General features: G+C 63.3%; 14 protein-coding genes and 1 pseudogene. 10 read left to right on the top strand and 5 right to left on the bottom strand.

Annotated elements, in window-relative coordinates; genetic code table 11:
- Position 1: 1 nt before the first annotated feature.
- Genes ACQ4WM_RS05950 through ACQ4WM_RS05935 form a run of 4 tightly spaced genes read right to left on the bottom strand, consistent with a single transcriptional unit; the run spans position 2 to position 5964 of the window.
- Positions 2–3217, bottom strand: coding sequence for a CHAT domain-containing tetratricopeptide repeat protein (locus ACQ4WM_RS05950; protein WP_436545757.1), 3216 nt, complete (start codon positions 3215–3217; stop codon positions 2–4).
- Complete coding sequence (locus ACQ4WM_RS05945; protein WP_436545756.1) at positions 3214–4869, bottom strand: caspase family protein; 1656 nt, start codon at positions 4867–4869, stop codon at positions 3214–3216. Before ACQ4WM_RS05945 ends, ACQ4WM_RS05950 begins: the two co-directional genes overlap by 4 nt.
- The gene (locus ACQ4WM_RS05940; RefSeq protein WP_436545755.1) at positions 4866–5357 is read right to left on the bottom strand and encodes a hypothetical protein; all 492 of its coding nucleotides are present in this window, start codon (positions 5355–5357) and stop codon (positions 4866–4868) included. Before ACQ4WM_RS05940 ends, ACQ4WM_RS05945 begins: the two co-directional genes overlap by 4 nt.
- Positions 5350–5964 carry an RNA polymerase sigma factor gene (locus ACQ4WM_RS05935; RefSeq protein WP_436545754.1) on the bottom strand — a complete coding sequence of 205 codons (615 nt, stop codon included), beginning with the start codon at positions 5962–5964 and terminating at the stop codon, positions 5350–5352. The genes ACQ4WM_RS05940 and ACQ4WM_RS05935 overlap by 8 nt, the downstream gene beginning before the upstream one ends.
- A gap of 194 nt (positions 5965–6158) precedes the next feature.
- Here ACQ4WM_RS05935 and ACQ4WM_RS05930 point away from each other — a divergent pair.
- The 10 genes and pseudogenes from ACQ4WM_RS05930 to folE all read left to right on the top strand — a co-directional run bounded on the left by ACQ4WM_RS05930 (position 6159) and on the right by folE (position 15408).
- Positions 6159–7123: pseudogene (locus ACQ4WM_RS05930) on the top strand (IS1595 family transposase).
- A gap of 103 nt (positions 7124–7226) precedes the next feature.
- Positions 7227–7457, top strand: a complete 231-nt coding sequence (locus tag ACQ4WM_RS05925; RefSeq protein WP_436545753.1) for a response regulator transcription factor — start codon at positions 7227–7229, stop codon at positions 7455–7457.
- Positions 7458–7535: 78 nt separating this feature from the next.
- Positions 7536–7841 (top strand): hypothetical protein, encoded by a 306-nt coding sequence (locus tag ACQ4WM_RS05920; protein WP_436545752.1) that lies wholly within the window; start codon positions 7536–7538, stop codon positions 7839–7841.
- Positions 7842–8007: 166 nt separating this feature from the next.
- A complete protein-coding gene (locus ACQ4WM_RS05915) occupies positions 8008–8469 on the top strand; it encodes an Hsp20 family protein (protein ID WP_436545751.1) in 462 nt (153 codons plus the stop codon).
- Positions 8470–8709: 240 nt separating this feature from the next.
- Positions 8710–10236 carry a Do family serine endopeptidase gene (locus tag ACQ4WM_RS05910; RefSeq protein ID WP_436545750.1) on the top strand — a complete coding sequence of 509 codons (1527 nt, stop codon included), beginning with the start codon at positions 8710–8712 and terminating at the stop codon, positions 10234–10236.
- Positions 10237–10255: 19 nt separating this feature from the next.
- Positions 10256–10915, top strand: coding sequence for a response regulator (locus ACQ4WM_RS05905; protein WP_436545749.1), 660 nt, complete (start codon positions 10256–10258; stop codon positions 10913–10915).
- 2 nt (positions 10916–10917) lie between these two features.
- Positions 10918–12258 carry an ATP-binding protein gene (locus ACQ4WM_RS05900; protein ID WP_436546207.1) on the top strand — a complete coding sequence of 447 codons (1341 nt, stop codon included), beginning with the start codon at positions 10918–10920 and terminating at the stop codon, positions 12256–12258.
- 94 nt (positions 12259–12352) lie between these two features.
- Complete coding sequence (coaD, locus tag ACQ4WM_RS05895; protein ID WP_436545748.1) at positions 12353–13510, top strand: pantetheine-phosphate adenylyltransferase; 1158 nt, start codon at positions 12353–12355, stop codon at positions 13508–13510.
- Positions 13511–13775: 265 nt separating this feature from the next.
- Positions 13776–14459, top strand: coding sequence for a DUF6624 domain-containing protein (locus tag ACQ4WM_RS05890; RefSeq protein WP_436545747.1), 684 nt, complete (start codon positions 13776–13778; stop codon positions 14457–14459).
- A gap of 244 nt (positions 14460–14703) precedes the next feature.
- The gene (gene folE, locus ACQ4WM_RS05885) at positions 14704–15408 is read left to right on the top strand and encodes a GTP cyclohydrolase I (protein WP_436545746.1); all 705 of its coding nucleotides are present in this window, start codon (positions 14704–14706) and stop codon (positions 15406–15408) included.
- A 57-nt stretch (positions 15409–15465) separates the two neighbouring features.
- Here the strand turns inward: folE and ACQ4WM_RS05880 are convergent, their stop codons facing one another.
- The gene (locus ACQ4WM_RS05880; RefSeq protein ID WP_436545745.1) at positions 15466–17904 is read right to left on the bottom strand and encodes a TonB-dependent receptor plug domain-containing protein; all 2439 of its coding nucleotides are present in this window, start codon (positions 17902–17904) and stop codon (positions 15466–15468) included.
- Positions 17905–18124: the final 220 nt, after the last annotated feature.

Below are 18124 nucleotides of genomic sequence, written 5' to 3'. Positions count from 1 at the left end.
GTCAGGAACCGAGCAGGATAAAACCGGCCCAGTAGAAAGGGTGGTCGCGCAACTGGTCCGCAGTAGCCGGCGATGGCGTGTCGAGTGGCGTAAGACCGCGCCCGGCCCGGCCTGCGGCACCTTGCCGGCCGGCCCGCAACTGGCGCAGCTGCGCGTGGCGCAAGGCTTGCGGCTTGCTTTTGCCTTGTTTCAGGGCGGCATAAAAGTCGTGCATCAGGGCGGCGGTCGACTGGTCCGACACGCGCCACAGGCTGGCCAGCACATTGTGCGCGCCGCGCTGGCGCGCCAGCCAGGCCAGGCCTTCGAGTTCGCGGCCCGTGTCGTCGGTGCCGGCCGGCACCGCCGTCTCGCAGGCCGACAAGGTCAGCAGGTCCAGGCCGCCGAAGCGGTAGCGGTCGTCACCCAGCTCGGCCAGGCTCAGTTTCTGGCCATCACCGAGCAGCAGATAGGAATCCTGGCCTGCGCCCGAGCGCAGCACGAAGTGGCTGGCGATATGCACACTGCTATTTGCGGGCAGCGCCTGGCGCAGCGCGTCGGCGGTGAATTCGCCATCGAGATACACGCGGCTGGGAATGCGCGCGGCCCGCTCGATGGCGTCGACGGCCTGCAGTTCGCGCTGCACGAAGGGCAGGGCCGGCAATTCGTCGCTGGCGCCGGTCTGGCCGAACAGCGCCATCGACGGCGCGCGGGGCAGTACTGGCGCCGGTGCCGCTGTGCTGGCGCTGGCCTGCAGCGAAACGGGCAGCCGTTCGACCAGCCAGCGGCGCCCGTCATGCAGCATGGCGAACGGCAGGTAGCGCAGCACGCCGCCCAGCGACAGTGACAGCGAGGAGGCGCGCGCCAGCTCCGCGTGCGCCGGGGCGATCAGCAGCGCATACAGCGCTTGCGCATCGGCTCTGGCGTCCAGGCCCGGGTCCTGCGCGCTGCGGCGCAGGCGGGCGATATGCCGGGCCAGCGCGCTCTCGTCGATGGCAACGTTGTAGACATGGGTGGTGCTACGGCCGGCGCGCCGGGCGACGATACGCAGGCGCTGGCCCGTTACCAGGTAAGTCAGGTGCAAGGTGCCGCGCTTCAATGGGGCCGCTTGCACGCTGGCGTCGGCAGCATTGCGCAGGGGCGTGGCCGCAGGTGCCGACGGCAGCGCCAGCAGCGCCCTGGCAGCATCGTCGACCAGGCTGGCCATCGTGCCTTGGGCGGCAGCCAGTGCAGCATCGGCCTGCGCCAGGTTTTGCGCCTGCTGTTCGCGCGCCACGGCCAGCGCCCGGGCGCCGGCGCGCAGGGCCGCGCCGCTGGCGGCGAACTGGCGCTGCCAGGCGCTTTCCACGCTCGTGTAGTCCAGGCGCGTGGCGCGCGGGTCGGCGCTGCTGCGTACCAGGCTGTGAAACTCGTCTTCGCGCACCATCGCCAGCACGGTTTCAGCTTCGTGGATGCGGCGCTGGTCGAGCAGGCGGTCGGCCAGCTGGGCGTAGGCGGCGCGCTTTTGCCGCACAAAGCCCAGCCGCACCGCGACCGGCAAGCCGCTAGTGGCCACGCGCGCCGTTTGCAGCGCATTGACGGCCTGTTTGCCGAGGAAAATGGCGGCATCATCTGTTTCGAGTGCGCCCAGTTGCGCCGCCGCGCGCGCTACGAGCAAGGTGTTGTCATTGGCCAGCGCAACGGCCAGTGCGCGCGCCGCCTGTTCACGGGCCATGGCCAGCTCGCCCGCGCGCGCCTGCAGGCCGGCCGCGTCCAGCAAGGCTTGCGCGTAAGCTGGGTGCGACAGGCCGCGCGTGGCGGCCAGGTGCTGCGCCATGTTTGACGCCTCGCCGGCAAGCGCCGGCAGGCCGGCGGCGTAGCTCACTTCAGCGCGCGCCAGCAGATGCGCCTGGCGCACTGTGTCGAGCAGTTCCTGCGATGCTGGTGCGGCCTGGATCAAACGCGCTTCGAGCGCGCCGAGAACTGTGACGGCTGCTGCTTGCCGGCCCAGCGCGATCTGCGCCTGCGCTCCCAGCAGCAGCGCTTCGGCTTCGTCGCCGGGCAGCGCCTGGCTGCCTGACATGGCCAGTTGCGCCGCCGACTGCGCCGCGTCCAGCGCGCTCTGGTACTGGCCCAGCGCCAGCAGCGCGCTGCCCTGTGTCAGCTGGTGCAAGGCGCAGGCCGCAGCCGTGTCGCCGTGCACGCTGCGGCAGTGGCGCAGCGCTTCCCCTGTCGCCACCTCGGCGCGCCCCAGTTGATTGTCGGCCAGCGCTGCTTGCGCCACATCCTGCCAGGCATTGACCGTATGCGCATGGCGGTCGCCATACAGCGCGCGGCGGATGCGCAGGCCGTCTTCGGCTTCCTGCAGCGCCTTGCCGCTTTCGCCCAGGCGCAAATGGATGCCGCTCAAACGGCTCAAGGCCACGCTGGCCTGCATCGAATCAACGCCGGAGCGGCGCACGGCGCTGGCCAGCGCGCGCTGGGCGAACGACAGCGCCTGCCGGTCGTTACCGGCCAGGGTGTGCCAGTTGGCCATGTCGTTGACGCTGGTTTGCGTCTCGGTGCTGTCTTCGCCGAACGCCCCCAGGCGTATCCGATAAGCCTGTTCCAGGTAGCCACGCGCTTCCTGCATGCGCCCCATGCGCAGCAACAGCACGCCGACATCGCGCATGCCCCAGGCGTGGTCGGTGCTGTTCTCGCCAGAGGTGCGCTGCCAGGTATCCATCGCCTGCTGCGCATACGGCAGGCCGCGCGCGTACTCCTTGGTCTGCAGCGCCACGCCGGACAAATTCGACAGGCTGGTGCCATACGACACCGTGTCCTTGCCGATCAGCCGCGCCTTGGCCGCCAGCGCAATATCGCCCCACTGCCAGGCCAGTTCGAAACGGCTCCACTGGCGGTACAGATACATCAATTCGCTCGGGTAGTACATGTTCTCGCGGCCAGGATCAGCATCGCCATCACCGATCTTCTGGCGGATGGCCCAGCCTTCCAGCAGCGCCTGTTCGCTGTCGGCGTAACGGTGCAGCATCTGCAGGCTCTGGCCCAGGCCCAGCAGACTGCTGGCCACGCCGGCCTGGTCGCCCGCCTGCCGGCAGGCCTGCAGCGAACGCTCGAACAGCGGCAGCGACACGGCCGGCTGCTCGGCCGCATTGGCGTCGTTGGCCTGCGCCAGCCACGGCGCGATGGTGGCCCTGCAGCTGTCGGCTGCCATGCTGCTCATGGGCCAGGCCAGCATCAGCGCGAGCAGCAGGCGCTTCATGGCACGGACTTCCACGATACGCGCGCCAACTGCGCCTGTTCCGGCGTGCCTGACGGCGCCAGGTCTGGACCACCGCGCGTGGCTGCCGGCAGCGCTTCCAGTATGGCGAAGCGGCGCGGCGGGGCGCCATTCACGGCCGGTGCGGCCACCAGTACCAGCCACTCCACGCCATAGGCAGGGCCGCTGACGACAAAGCTGCGTTCAAAAACACTGATGGCGTTGCCGCTGGCCGGCGGCATGCGGTTGCTGTCACCGGCCAGCGCAGGGTAGATGGACGTGGCGGCGCCGTGCAGCGGCAAATGCGCCAGGCCCAGGTCGACCGAAGCGGCGCCGCGGTTTTCCACGCTGATGCGGATGCGCGTGCCGGCCGGCAGCGTTCCCAGGTCGCCATCGGCCAGCGGCAACTGGCGCGGCGCCTGGCCCGGCAAAGTGAGTTCTATACGCGCGTCCAGCAAGGGCGCACCCGGCGATGGCGGCAGCGCCAGCAGCGCGGCGATACGGCCCTGGGCAGTTTGCGCCGGCGTGCGGCGCGCCCAGTTCATGGAGTTCATGGCGGGCAGGGTTGGCCGGCTGTCGGCCGCCAGCACCAGCCGCGCCCCGTTCCAGCCCACTTCGCTGGCGCGCCAGCGAGTGCCGCCTGCCTCGAACAGGTCGCCGCTGCGCACGCCGTCGAGCAGGCCATGCGGCAATTTCCAGCCCTGTGCATCGCGCTGTACTGGCCACAAGGGTGCGGTGTGAGCGTTTTCTCCTGCATGCCACAAGGACGCGTCGAGCAAGCCCGCATACACGGGCGAGGGCCAGGCCGAGCGGGGCAGCTGATACGACTGCAGCGCCGCGCGGTACTGCGCGCTGGCGTTGCCTGCCCAGGCTGCATAAGTGGCTGGCTGCGCCTGCAGGCCGGCGATCACCGCGCGTGTAAACAAGCCCGCCGCCTGGCCCGGTGCGGTCACGCTGCGCGCCTCGGGCGTGCGCTGCTGCGCTTCGGCGGCAAAGAAGCCCACAAAACGGGGGCGCGCGCGGGCCGGTTCCGATCCTGGTCCCGCTCCTGTTTCATTGCCGGCCGACTGGCGCCAGCCGATCTCGCTGGCCGACAGGCCGCGCCAGTGCAAGCCGTCATCGCTGCGCGTGCCGGCCGCCGCATGGCAGGTGTCGAACACGGCCACCACCTGTACCTGGCGCGCAGACAGTGCGTCAATGGCGCGCCCCAGTTCGGTGCTGCCGATGCCGCCATCGAGCTGCTTTGAAGGGCCGGGACGGCTGTCGCGCGTCAGCAGGCGGGTGCGCTGGGGTTGCGCCGCAGCGCCGGGATAGCCTGGCGCCAGCACGCTGTGGCCGGACCAGTACAACAGCAGCACATCATCCTTACCCAGGGTTTTTTTCAGCTGCGCCAGGCGCGCCAGGATGGCCGCGCGCGTGGGGGCGGCGTCAAACGCGCCGCCATCGGACAGGCTGTCGATATGGCGCTCGGCAAAGCCTTGCTGGCGCAACGCGGCGCGCATGGCGGCCACGTCGTTGACGGGGCCAGCCAGCCAGGCCGCGCGCGGCAGTGCCGGCAATTCGCCCACGCCGATCAGCAGCGCGTGGCGTTCGCCGGCACTCGCCGCGCCGCTGGCCAGGCAATGCAATAGCACCCAGCACAGCCTGCGCTTCATGGATGGCGCAGTTCGATGCTGGCGACGATGGCGCCGTTGGCCTGCAGGCTGCGCAGCGCCGCCGGTGGGTCGGCGGCGTCCAGCAGATAGCTGCCGTCGGCCAGCGGGCCGGCGACAATGCCGGCGCCGGCCTGTGTCAATGCGGCGTTCACTTTTTCCACAGTCGCGCCGGGGGCGAAGCGCGCGCGCAGTGTTGCCGTGCCGCGTACTTCCATGCCGGGCAGGCTGCGCCATTGCAACTGGTCGGCAGCGCTATCGTGCGTTCGCCATAACATCCAGCCTTGCGCCAGGCACAGGCTGGCCAGCGCGGTGACCGCCCATGGCGCCAGGGTGGGCCAGCGCAGGCGGCGCCACCAGGCAGGCGGCCGCAGGCGCTGGTGCAGTTGCGCCAGGCCCGCATCGGGCGCCATGGCGGCCGCTTCGGCATCGAGCGCCTCGCGCAGCATGTCGCGCAAGCGTTGATCTTTGGGGTTCAACGGTTCAGTCATGTCGGCCTTCCTGTACCAGCCAGCGCTCCAGGCACTGGCGCAAATTGAGGCGGCCATGGAACAGGCGCGTCTTGACGGTGCCCGCTGGCGCCTGCTGGATAAGGGCGATATCGGCCACCGACAGCTCATCGATGGCCCACAGGGTCAGGCTTTCGCGCTGCAGCGGGTTGCGCAGCCGCCGCAGGCAATCGAGCACGCCATGGCGCCGCTGCTGCTGTTCGTGCTGGGCCTGCGGACCGGGGTCGTGATTGATTTCATCGAGCTGCGCCTGGTCGTAGCCATCGCGGTCGATCGATTCTTCGCGCGCCTGGCGCTTGCCGTGGCGGCGGATCTGGTCGACAGCCTTGTTGCGCGCCAGCGTCAGCAGCCAGGTACCGAAGGCAACCCGGCCGTCGTAGCGCATCGGCGCGCGCCACACATCGTGGAACACGTCGACCGTGACTTCGTCGGCGATCGCCTCCGCATCGAGCCCGCAGCCGGTCAGCTGCAGCCGCGCAAACACGCGCACGCGCGGCGACCAGGCACGGTACAAGGCATCGAGCGCGCGCTGGTCACCCGCTGCCATGGCGGCAAGCAGTTCGGCGGGATTGACGGGCAATGCGCTCATGGAGTGGAAAGAAGTGTGGGCGGGGCAGGCAGGCCGCTGGCGATTATATAGCACGGAGGAAACATTACCTGAACAGTTGTCGCTGCATTGCTGGGCCGCTGGGTTAAAAAAAAAGCTATGTCACCGAAAAAAGTGGGAACGATCTGAACTTGCCGACGTCTAACTGATCAGAATTCTTCTTTCAGGAGACGATCATGCACCCAGTTCAATGGCAGACGTTTATCGCACAGTTCTCGCAATTGTCGCAGCGCCAGCGCCTGGCCGGCATCGCACTGTTGCAGGGCAGCACCGGGCAGGATGCGGCGATTGCCCTGATCGAGCAGACGGCAATGGCACACCTGCATTGCCCGGCCTGTGGCGTCACGCGTGTCCACCGGCACGGCCATGCTCATGGCTTGCAGCGTTATCGCTGCGTGTCTTGCCGAAAAACATTCAACGCCTTGAGCGGCACGCCGCTGGCGCATTTGCACCACAAGACCCGCTGGCTGGCCTACGCCAGTTGCCTGCTCGAATCGTTTTCCGTGCGCAGGGCTGCCGACCAAATGCAGATTCACCGCAACACCAGCTTTCGCTGGCGCCACCGTTTTCTTGCGCTGGCAAAAAACGACCGGCCGCGCTGCCTGCACGGCATTGCCGAAGCCAATGAGATGTATCTGCTTGAATCACAGAAAGGATCGCGGCACTTGACCCGTCCGGCACGGCGGCGGGGAGGAGCGGCACGCCAGCGCGGCATCTCGAATGAACAGGTCTGCATCCTGGTGGCACGCGACCGCACCGGACAAACCGTTGATTTCGTGGCCGGCCGTGGCCAGCTCAGCAAGGCGAAACTGCATGCCTGCCTTTGGTGATCGATCGCGACATTCTGCTGGTCAGCGATGGCCATCCGGCCTATCCCGTGTTTGCCAGAGAAATTGGCGTCATGCACGCTGCAGTGAACTTACGTGCCGGCATCCGCGTGCGTGGCACGATCCATGTGCAAAACGTCAATGCCTATCACAGCCGCCTGCGCGGATGGCTGAGCGCCTTTCATGGCGTGGCGACACGCTATCTGCCCAGTTACCTGGGCTGGCGGTGGATACTCGACGCCAGGAGAATTTTGTCCCCGGAAAGCTTGCTCAAAGCCACTATGGGAACCTTCCCACACTTGATGGTGACATAGCCTAAAAAATCTGCAAAAAGATTGAACCGCAGCGTGGCGGCCAGCGAACAAGGCAGTGAAGGGTCACATGCGTGGCCCCGTCACCGGCAAAGGAGTATCGATCATGAGACCGCAGGGCACTAGTTTAAAAGATGGCGGTGGTGCCATGCAGCGCCTGACGCCCGCCGAGCGTGCGGTGGCAGCCATGGCCATGCACGGCACGCCTTACAAGACGATTGCCCGTACGCTCGACAAATCACCGGCCACGGTGCGCAACCAGTTGCACATGATTTATCAGAAGCTGGGTGTGAGCAACCGCACGGCGCTGTCCAGCGTGTTGTTTTGCGATCGATAAAGAAACGGCCATCTTCGTATTTTCTTCATGGCGTGGCCGTGTGCTGCGTCTGTTTATTTATCCATAGAAAGGTTTTTCATGTTGACACGTTTGACACAATCGGCCCTGGTGGCCACCATCGCGCTGCTGGCAGCTTGCACCACGGTCACCTCCAATAACATCCGCGAAGTAGGCGAGCAGAATGTCAAAAGCTGCCGTTTCCTGGGCAATGTCAATGGCGCCGATGCCATCTTTGTGGGCCTGAGCTCGTCCATCGGCAGCAAGAACGCCAAGGCCAAGGCCATCAATGCCGCCGTTGCGCTCAATGCCAGCGATGTAGTCTGGTCGCAACAGGGGACCAGCATGACCAATGAATGGATCGGCAAGGCTTATGCCTGCCGTTGATACAGACTGGGCAAGTTGAACAGCCAAAAAATATTTTTGGCACTGGGGCAAAAATCGCGTTTTTCAAGGTCTTGAAGCGCGCTTGATCGTCCTTAGATTGGGTAGCAAGCGGATGCTCATTGTGAGGTCCGCCCTCTTATCGCTTCAATCTAAAAGGATATTTATCATGCGACCATTTGACCTTGCCCCCCTGTATCGTTCCGCCATCGGCTTCGACCGCCTGGCCCAGTTGCTCAACGAACAGCGCGCCGATGCACCACCAAGCTATCCACCGTACAACATCGAACTGGTATCGGAAGACAAATACCGCATCGTGATGGCGCTGGCCGGTTTTTCCCGTGCCGAAATCGACATCATCGCCGAGCGCGACTCGCTGCAAGTGACTGGCCGCAAGCAGAAAGATGGCGTCGAACGCACCTTCCTGCACCGCGGTATTGCCGCCCGCGATTTCGAACAACGCTTCCAGCTGGCCAACCATGTGAAGGTCACCGGTGCCACGTTTGAAAACGGCATGCTGACGATCGAACTGGTACGTGAAGTGCCGGAAGCGCTGAAACCGCGCAAGATCGAGATCGGTGAAGTGGTTGGCGACAATCTCAGCGCACTGGAACAGCGCCAGGCAGCCTGAGCCTTCAGCCCAGGGCTGACATGGCGGAAGGATTCCCCATCCTTCTGATGCAGTAAAATACTGGCCGGTTGATCCGGCCAGTGTCACGTCCAGGCCTGCTGGAAAGACTGAATTAGACGATGCTTAAATGGCTGAAAAAAGACTGAGGGCGTGTTTCTCAATGGAAAAATGTTAAGCAGCGCCTAAGTCTGGTGGCCCAATATTGCATACATCAAAGTCTCATTGAATGAGGAGCAATCCATGGAACACCAAGAACAAAAAACGGCCAGTCCATCGCTGAAAATCAAACGTACCGTCGCCGCGCTGGCCGCGATCGGCGTGCTCGGCGCTGGTGGTGCAATGGTGGTACATCAGAACAATGCCGGTGCCAATGGCGCGCCTGCCGCCCCGGTGGCCTCCGCCGTCGCGCCCGCCGCAGCAACGGCGGCGCCCGCTCCGCTGGTGGCCCTGCCCGACTTCAGCCAGATCGCCGCGCGCAACAGCCCGGCGGTCGTCAATATCAGTGTCACCGGCAGCACCAAGGTGGCGCTCGATAACTCCGGCCAGGCTGGCGCCGACGATTTCGGCAACGATCCCTTCCTTGAATTCTTCCGCCGCTTCCAGGGCCCGCAAGGCGGCCAGCGTGGCGGGCGCGACGTGCCGACTCATGGCCTCGGTTCCGGCTTTATCGTCAGCCCGGACGGCGTCATCATGACCAATGCCCACGTGGTGCGCGATGCGCGCGAAGTGACGGTCAAACTGAACGACCGCCGCGAGTTCCGCGCCAAGGTGCTGGGCAGCGATCCGAAGACCGATATCGCGGTGCTGAAAATCGATGCCAGCAATTTGCCGGTGGTGCCGCTGGGCCATTCGAATGACCTGAAAGTGGGCGAATGGGTGCTGGCCATCGGCTCGCCCTATGGTTTCGACAGCACGGTGACGGCCGGCGTGGTCAGCGCCAAGGGCCGCTCCCTGCCCGACGACAGCAACGTGCCCTTTATCCAGACCGACGTGGCGGTCAACCCCGGCAACTCGGGTGGACCGCTGTTCAATACGCGCGGGGAAGTGGTCGGCATCAATTCGCAGATCTACAGCCAGACGGGTGGCTTCCAGGGCCTGTCGTTCGCCATCCCGATCGACCTGGCCGGTCGCATCAAGGACCAGATCGTCGCCACCGGCAAGGCCAGCCACGCCAAGCTGGGCGTGACGGTGCAGGAAGTGAACCAGGGCTTTGCCGACTCGTTCAAGCTGGCCACGCCCGAAGGCGCGCTGGTTGCCAATGTGGAGCGCGGCAGTCCGGCCGACAAGGCGGGCCTGAAATCGGGCGACGTGATCCGCAAGATGAATGGCGAGCGCATCATCGCCTCGGGTGATTTGCCGGCCATGGTCGGCATTGCGCTGCCGGGCGACAAGATCAGCATGGATGTCTGGCGCGACGGCAAGATCGTCACCTTGAACGTCACGCTGGGCAATGCCGCCGACAAGGTGGCCGAAGCGGCGCCCGAGCATGGCGTGGCCGGCAAGGTGAAACTGGGCCTGGCGCTGCGTCCATTGCAATCGGATGAAAAGCGCGAAGCGGGCATCAGCGCCGGCCTGCTGGTGGAAGACGCGGGCGGTGCAGCCGCCAATGCCGGGGTGCAACCTGGCGACGTGTTATTGTCGGTCAATGGCCGCCCTGTCAACACCGTCGAACAAGTGCGCGACGTGGTCGACAAATCGGCCAAGTCGGTGGCTTTGCTGATACAGCGTGGCCCTGACAAGATTTTTATTCCGGTGCGCTTGGGCTGATAAAGAAAAAGGAGCAACCATGCGCTTATTGCTGGTAGAAGACGACATCATGATCGGCGAGGTAGTGCTGGACCTGCTGCGCGCCGAGCACTATGCGGTGGACTGGGTCAAGGATGGCGACATGGCCGATACGGCCCTGCAGACGCAGACCTATGACCTGGTGCTGCTGGACCTGGGCCTGCCGCGCAAGGATGGCCTGGAAGTGCTGCGCTCGATGCGCCTGCGCAAGCTCGACACCCCGGTGCTGGTGGCCACCGCGCGCGACGCCATCGAGCAGCGCATTGCTGGCCTGGACGCCGGCGCCGACGACTATGTGCTCAAACCGTATGATCTCGACGAGCTGCTGGCGCGCATCCGCGCCTTGCTGCGGCGCGCCTCCGGGCGGCCGGAACCGGTGTTCGAACACCAGGGCGTGTCGATCAATCCGCTGACGCGCGAAGTGATCGCGGACGGCCATGCGGTCAACCTGTCGGCGCGCGAATGGGCGGTGCTCGAAGCGCTGATCGCGCGGCCCGGCATCGTGCTGTCGCGCGCCCAGCTGGAAGAAAAGCTGTACAGCTGGAAAGATGAAGTCAACAGCAATGCCGTTGAAGTGTATATCCACGGCTTGCGCAAGAAGCTGGGCAGCGAATTGATCCAGAACGTGCGCGGACTCGGCTACATGGTGCCCAAGGCATGAGAATGAAGGTCAAGGTGACGGTAACGCACTCGCTGCGCGGCCGCTTGCTGTGGTTCCTGCTGGCCGCCATTATCATGGCCGCGCTGGCGCAGGCGGCGATTGCCTATCGCAGTGCGCTGTACGACGCCGACCAGATTTTTGATTACCACATGCAACAGATGGCGCTGTCGCTGCGCTCGGGCGCGCCGCTGGCCAACCAGGCGGAAGCATTGCCTGCCGATCCGGCCAATAACGACATGGTGGTGCAAGTGTGGACGCCGGACGGCGTGCAGGTGTTCCGTTCGATCACGCGCGCCGAACTGCCGCAGCGCGCCGTGCTGGGTTTTTCGAACGTCAAGGCCAACGGCACAACCTATCGCATCTTCTCCGTGCAGACCAGTTCCCAGACCGTCCAGATCGCCCAGGACATGGCGGTGCGCAAACGCATGGCGGGCAGCCTGGCGCTGCGCACCGTCGGCCCGATCGCGCTGATGGCGCCGATTTTGATGCTGGTCGTCTGGTGGGTGGTCAGCGGTTCGCTGGCGCCCGTCTCGCGCGTGCGCAAGCAGGTGGCGGCGCGCCAGGCCGACGATCTGTCTCCCGTGTCCGAGTCCGGCTTGCCCGACGAAGTGCGCCCGCTGGTGCATGAATTGAACCTCTTGTTCGACCGCGTGAAAACCGCGTTCGACGCGCAGCAGCATTTCGTGGCCGATGCCGCGCATGAATTGCGCACGCCGCTGGCGGCGCTGAAGTTGCAGGTGCTGAGCCTGGAACGTGCCGAATCGGAAGAAAAACGCAGCCTGGCCATTTCGCGCGTCAGCGCCGGCATCGAGCGGGCCACGCGACTGGTCGAACAGTTGCTGGTGCTGGCACGCCAGGAAGCGAGCGCGGCCAGCGGCGACCAGTTGCAGCTGGTTGACCTGAACGAGGTCGTCAAGCGTGCGCTGGGCGACATGGCTGGCGTGGCGCAGGCGCGCAAGATCGACCTGGGGCTGCATCACATGGATGAAGCCAGCGCCGCCGGCCAGGCCGACGCCCTGAACATCTTGCTGCGCAACCTGGTCGACAACGCCATCAAGTACACGCCGCAGGGCGGCCGGGTCGATATCGACCTGCGTTCCAGCCCGGTCGGGGTGACCCTGTCGGTGGAAGACAGTGGCCCCGGCATTCCCGAGGACGAACGCGAACGCGTGTTCAGCCGTTTCTACCGCGTGCCGGGCACCGACGCCAATGGCAGCGGCCTGGGCCTGGCCATTATCAAGGCGATTGCCGAGCGCCATGGCGCGCGCCTGGTGCTGGACAGTTCCGCGCGGCTGGGCGGCTTGTGCGTGCGGGTGGAGTTTCCGCTGCCGCGGAAAAAATAGCGATCTGATACGGATCTTTGGCATGCTGCATTGACGTGCGCGGCGCGGGCCTATATTGTCTGCGCAATAAGTACATTAATGAACGGAGCGCAGCATGCAGAAGATCGGTTTTTCAGGCACCCTCGACCCCATCACCAACGGCCATATGTGGGTGATCGGCGAAGCGCGGTCGCTGGCCGACGAGGTGATCGTCTTCCTGTCGCAAAACCCGGCCAAGAAGCCGCAGTTTCCCGCCGAAGACCGCAAGCGCATCATCGAACAAAGCGCCCGCGAATGCGGCTGGGACAATGTGCAGGTGGTGATCGTCAAGGGCGACTACACGGCGCGTGCGGCGAAAAAGCATGGCTGCGATTACCTGATCCGCGGCATCCGCACCACCGCCGATTTCGACTATGAAAACCTGATCCAGCAAACCAATGTCGACGTGCTGCAAGGCGCAAAAACCATTTTCGTGATGCCGCCGCGCGACCTCGGTTCCGTCAGCTCCAGCTTCGTCAAGGCGCTGGAAGGGCCGGTGGGCTGGAACTGGACCATGAAAAAATTCGTTCCCGGTCCTGCCTACCAGGCCTGGATACTCGACTGCCTGCGCAAGGAATGGCAAGCGCTGTGGCCGTATGCGGGTGCTTCAGGCGAACAGATTGCACTGTTCGATCACTGGTTCGCCCACCTGACAGGCCCTGAAGCCTACGGCGGCGCTGAGCGCCACTATCACAACCTCGACCACCTGGTGCACGGCCTGTCCGAGATTCGCGTCTGGGCCGACAATACCTATGCATCGGCGCACCACAGCGCACTGCTGAAAAAAGCCTTCTGGTTCCACGACGCCGTCTACAGCCACGACGAAGACGCGCTGTATTCGAGCGAGGAAGCCAGCGCCCAGCTGTGGCTGGGAAGCGGCCTGGATGCCGACGATAGCCAGGAAGTCGCCCAGCTGATACGCGCTACCGACCACTTCCAGGGCCCGGCGATTGTCCACCCGCTCAAGGACGTGATGCTGAGCGCCGACCTGGCCATCCTGGGCCAGGACGAAGAGGTCTACCGTGCCTATACGCAAGCCATCGTGCGCGAATATGCACATGTCGAGCCGGCGCATTTCAACCATCAGCGCGCACTTGCGCTGCAACACTTGTGTGCCAAGGCGCAGGCCGGGCAATTGTTTGGCGATGCTTATTTTGCCAGTCAATATAACGAGCGGGCGATAGAGAATATGCAGTGCGAGATTGTGGCGCTAGCAGGAAAGCATATCGCTTGAAGGCTCTAATACCGTTCAGTTAAGGTGTCGGACGGATTAAGGCGTAAAAACGTAAAAATGGCGGGCCGGAGACGCGAGTCCGAGAAAATGCCGATGGCTGCGTTGCAGCTCCTCGCCGTACATGCGTACTGTCTTCGTCGCTGCACCTCGCCCTCGACATTTTTCGGACCCGCTGGCCCGGTGCGCCTTGTGCTGACGACTGTGGCATTAATCCGTTTTACGGGTTTCCTGATAGCATAGGGCGCTAACTGAACTGTATCACCGCTTGAAGGCCGCAATCGTACACAGTCGAACCATCGGCAGCAAGCAAGGAGAGGAGTTTTTTGTGAAGAAGCGACTGGTTTTTTGGGGCTTGTTTGTTTGCGCTTTGCAGGCAAGCGCAGGCAACAGTGACTGTACTGCCATCGGCACGCGTTTGAACGATATGGCCAGCAACGATCAGCAAATCCGGCAAGAGTGGAACGTTCTGGAGCAAAATTCGAAGGGCACGCCTGCTGAAAAAGAGGCGTTGCAAAAACGCTGGAAGGTCATCGATGAAAAGAACTTGAGGCAACTCAAGGACATCATCGCGGCGTGTGGCTGGCCAGGGACGGCAAAAGACAGTCACAGCGCCTGGTTATTGGCGCAACATGCCGATAGTGACCTCGCATTCCAGCGTGAAGCGCGGGCGCTTCTGGTGGCCTCGGTCAAAAATGGCATAGCCGCAGCGCGTGATCTTGCCTACCTTTCCGATCGCATCGCCGCCAACGAAGGTCGCCCTCAGGAGTATGGCACGCAATTCTCGCGGCCCGATCGCTGCCACCTGGTCATGGAACCGGTCGATGACCGCGCCCTGGTCAACCGACGCCGCCTGGAGGTCGGGCTGCCAAGTCTTGAGGAATACGAGGCGGAAGGACGCCGGTGGTTTATTCCGGCTGATTGTCCGGCTGAACCTTCCGTGGCGCAGTGACGGCGTGGCGCTCATGCCATGGTAGTTTTTTTAGTCCATCGTCTATTCCGATCATCCCGTTTTGATAATGATGCAACGACGCTTGCCTGATTTTCAGCCAAACAAAAATTTAATCTACTAATCAGTAGCTTTTTTTATGTTCTGGTAATAATATTGATCCATGGGTATAAAGTAGCCATTGCTGCGGCAGCACGTGTTGCTGGGAAGCAGGGCTCACCAGTTCAATTACCAGGGAATAAGAACAATGAATATGCAGTATCTTGCCTATCGGGATGACGCCGCTCCTGTGTCGGCGCGTATCCGGGCCCGGTTGGTAAGCAGGCGCGTGCGCTTTCATGCCAATGACAATATTTCCGAGCATATCGAGCCTGGCGAAATGGACCAGTTGCTTGATGAAGTGAGCCAGCGCCTGCAAGGGGTGCTGGAAAGCCTGGTGATCGATACCGTCAATGACCACAATACGCAGGACACCGCACGCAGGGTCGCCAAAATGTACCTGAACGAGGTGTTTGGCGGCCGCTATGCGCCGGCGCCTGCGGTGACCGAGTTTCCCAATGTGTCACGCCTGAACGAATTGATGATTATCGGACCGATTACCGTGCGCAGTGCGTGCTCGCATCATCTTTGCCCGGTGATGGGCAAGGTCTGGATAGGCGTGATGCCCAATGAGCATTCGAATCTGATCGGGCTGTCGAAATATGCGCGGCTAGCTGGCTGGATCATGTCCAGGCCGCAAATCCAGGAGGAGGCGGTGACGCAACTGGCCACGCTGCTGCAGGAGAAGGTGAAACCGGACGGGCTGGCGGTGATCATGGAGGCCGACCATTTCTGCATGCAGTGGCGCGGCGTGAAGGACAACGATGCGCGCATGATCAACAGCGTCATGCATGGCAGCTTCCTGACTGACTCCAGCCTGCGCCAGGAGTTCCTGGCCTTGATCAGACGCTGAGCACGCTACGGCATTGCAGGCACCGCTGCCGGTGCCTGCTGTTGCTGCTGCATTACATCAGAACTTCACCCACAAGCGACCAAACCAGGATGCGCCATTCAGGCCGAACTGCACGCTGTCATATTTGAAACCGTTGTCGGTTTCGTCGGCGTTCTGCGTGGTTGGCTTGACGTTGAAGATGTTGTTGCCGCCAAAGGTCAGCTTGGTGTTTTTGCTGATGCTGTAGGTAAAGCTCAGGTCAGCCGAGGTCTTGGCCTTGTAGCGTGCGTTCGGTACGCCTTCGGCGGTGCCGCTGAAAGTGCCCAGGGTTTGCGGGCCGAAGTGGATCACGCGCAGGTTCGATTCCAGTTTGCCGGTCAGGTAGTCGAAGCCCAGCGTGGCTTTCGAGCGCGGGCCGCCTTGTTCGATGAACAGGCGTTCGCGTTCGGACAGCAGCACGTCTTCAAAGCCGGTCAGGGAGGCTGGGGTCTTGACCTTGGTCACTTCCGTCTTGCTCAGGTTCAGCGCCAGGAAAGTGGTCAGGCGGTTGCTGAACAACTCACCCTTGTGCGAAGCGGTCAGGTCCAGGCCGCGCGTGCGGGTGTCGATCGAGTTGACGAAAAATTGCGCTTCGCCCACGCCCAGCAGCGACAGGCGGGCGGCCAGGTCAGGGTAGTTGTCGGCGTTGAAGCGGCCCGACAGCACGATGCGGTCCTTGATCTTGATGTTGTACAGGTCGGCCGTGACGGAAACGTCTTGCGTCGGGGTCCAGGTGGTGCCGAAGGTAAAACTGGTGGATTTTTCTTCCTTCAGTTTCGGGATGCCGGCCGCATTGGCCACCGCGCCGCCGTTTGGCGCCAGCACCACGTCGGTCGGCACGCCGCCGATAAAGTCGGTAAAGGTCGACGAGAAATACACTTGCTGCAAGGACGGTGCTCGGAAACCGGTGCTGGCAGAGCCGCGCAGCAGCACAGTTGGCGCTGCCTTGTAGCTGGCGGCCAGCTTGCCGGTGACGGTGGAGCCGAAGTCGCTGAATTTTTCATAGCGCACGGCACCCTGGGTCTTCAGGCGTTCCGTGATGTCCAGTTCCACGTCGCCATAGGCGGCGATGCTGTGGCGCTTGGCCTTGGTGGCGTCGCCGGGCTGGAAGCCGGGAAAGCCCTGGCTGCCCGCATTGCCGCCCACGCCCACGCCGTCGGCGTCGATATAAGAGCCAGGTTCGCCGGCAATAATCTTGTACTCTTCGCTGCGGTATTCGGCGCCGAAAGCCACGTTCATGCCGCTCATTACGGTGTCGTAATAGCGGCTGAAGTCGGCGTTGGTGGTCAGTTGCTGGAACGAGAAGCCGCCCGCGTCATAGCGGCTGGCGCTGACGCCCTTGCCACCGTTCAATAAATCGAGGTTGGCGATCGACGCGTTCAGGGTGTTGCTGATGTCGTAGCGCATCTTGTTGTAGCCATAGGTCTGCGAGAAATCCGCATTCCATTCGCCGATCTGGCCACGGTGGCCGATGGTGGCGTACTGGTCGTCGATCTTGCCGTTGATAAAGGGCACGAAACCGTTCGGATACATGGCGGCCGAATTGCGCGATGGAATATCGTCGCTGCCGATGCCGCCACGGCCAAACGCGGCGCTGGACGCATCGCGCGTCTGCGCGCCGGCTGTGAAATAGAGTTTACTGGTGGCGCTGGTGGCATAGTCGCCATTCACGTACAAGGTCTTGTTTTCCGATTTGGTGTCGCCGATGATGCGCATGCTGTCGGCGTCGGCGCGGTTCGAGCGGCCACGGTCCAGGTATTCGCCGGTGATCGCAATCGTGCCCTTCTCGCCCAGCGCCATGCCGCAGTAGGCCGAGGTCATGTAGTTTTTGCCGTCGCCTTCCGAATACTGGCTGTAGCCGGCTACCGCTTCGCAGCCCAGGCTTTTTTTCAGTTCGATATCGATCACGCCGGCAATCGCGTCCGAGCCGTACTGGGCGGCGGCACCGTCGCGCAGCACCTGCACGTTCTTGATCGCCAGCAGCGGAATCGCATTCATGTCGGTACCCGTATTGCCGCGGTTGCGCGCGCCGAACAGGTTGACCAGCGCCGTGGTGTGGCGGCGCTTGCCATTGACCAGCACCAGCGTCTGGTCCGAACCCAGGCCGCGCAGGGCGGCCGAGTCGATCAGGTCGGCGCCATCGGCGCCGGTCTGGCGCGTCGAATTGAACGATGGCGAAATATATTGCAGCGACTGGCCCAGGTCGAACTGGCCACCCTGCTCGGCGACCTTGGTCATCGGGATGATATCGACCGGCACCATGGTGTCGGTGGAGGAGCTGGCCGTGACGCGGCGCGAGCCGACCACGCTGACCGTTTGCACTGCGCCCGCGTCGGCTGTGCTGCCGGCGTCGCTGGTTTGCGCCATGGCGGGCGAGGCAAATACGCCGAGAGCGGCGCTGCCATACAGGCTGATGAGAACGGCTTTACGCAAGGTAGTCAGGGTCGGCACGCGGGTATCTCCAAGTGAATTTGTCATTTGATTTTAGTGCCAACTTTTAACTATCTGCCAGCAATACCGTGTTTTCTTATTGCAAATAAAGCCTGACTGTTGTTTCCTGGTACGCAGCGGTTTTGTTGCCTCTTTGTCTGCATTGCCTTGGTGCATGATGCCCCTTTCAGGTGCTGCTTTGCACCATTGTGTCCACCGTATTTCACCGCAGGCGCCGCCGGTTTTGACTTGCGTATAATTACTGTGT

This window comes from Janthinobacterium longum (assembly GCF_051380735.1).
GTDB lineage: Bacteria > Pseudomonadota > Gammaproteobacteria > Burkholderiales > Burkholderiaceae_D > Janthinobacterium.
This window is presented reverse-complemented; position numbering and strand designations above follow the sequence as displayed.

Excerpts from the sequence above, each read along its gene's own strand:
- ACQ4WM_RS05910 (WP_436545750.1), top strand. The coding sequence starts at position 8,710 with ATGGAACACCAAGAACAAAAAACGGCCAGTCCATCGCTGAAAATCAAA.
- ACQ4WM_RS05920 (WP_436545752.1), top strand. The coding sequence starts at position 7,536 with ATGTTGACACGTTTGACACAATCGGCCCTGGTGGCCACCATCGCGCTG.
- ACQ4WM_RS05925 (WP_436545753.1), top strand. The coding sequence starts at position 7,227 with ATGAGACCGCAGGGCACTAGTTTAAAAGATGGCGGTGGTGCCATGCAG.
- ACQ4WM_RS05950 (WP_436545757.1), bottom strand. The coding sequence starts at position 3,217 with ATGAAGCGCCTGCTGCTCGCGCTGATGCTGGCCTGGCCCATGAGCAGC.
- folE (WP_436545746.1), top strand. The coding sequence starts at position 14,704 with ATGAATATGCAGTATCTTGCCTATCGGGATGACGCCGCTCCTGTGTCG.
- coaD (WP_436545748.1), top strand. The coding sequence starts at position 12,353 with ATGCAGAAGATCGGTTTTTCAGGCACCCTCGACCCCATCACCAACGGC.
- ACQ4WM_RS05945 (WP_436545756.1), bottom strand. The coding sequence starts at position 4,869 with ATGAAGCGCAGGCTGTGCTGGGTGCTATTGCATTGCCTGGCCAGCGGC.
- ACQ4WM_RS05905 (WP_436545749.1), top strand. The coding sequence starts at position 10,256 with ATGCGCTTATTGCTGGTAGAAGACGACATCATGATCGGCGAGGTAGTG.
- ACQ4WM_RS05940 (WP_436545755.1), bottom strand. The coding sequence starts at position 5,357 with ATGACTGAACCGTTGAACCCCAAAGATCAACGCTTGCGCGACATGCTG.
- ACQ4WM_RS05915 (WP_436545751.1), top strand. The coding sequence starts at position 8,008 with ATGCGACCATTTGACCTTGCCCCCCTGTATCGTTCCGCCATCGGCTTC.
- ACQ4WM_RS05900 (WP_436546207.1), top strand. The coding sequence starts at position 10,918 with ATGAAGGTCAAGGTGACGGTAACGCACTCGCTGCGCGGCCGCTTGCTG.
- ACQ4WM_RS05880 (WP_436545745.1), bottom strand. The coding sequence starts at position 17,904 with ATGACAAATTCACTTGGAGATACCCGCGTGCCGACCCTGACTACCTTG.
- ACQ4WM_RS05935 (WP_436545754.1), bottom strand. The coding sequence starts at position 5,964 with ATGAGCGCATTGCCCGTCAATCCCGCCGAACTGCTTGCCGCCATGGCA.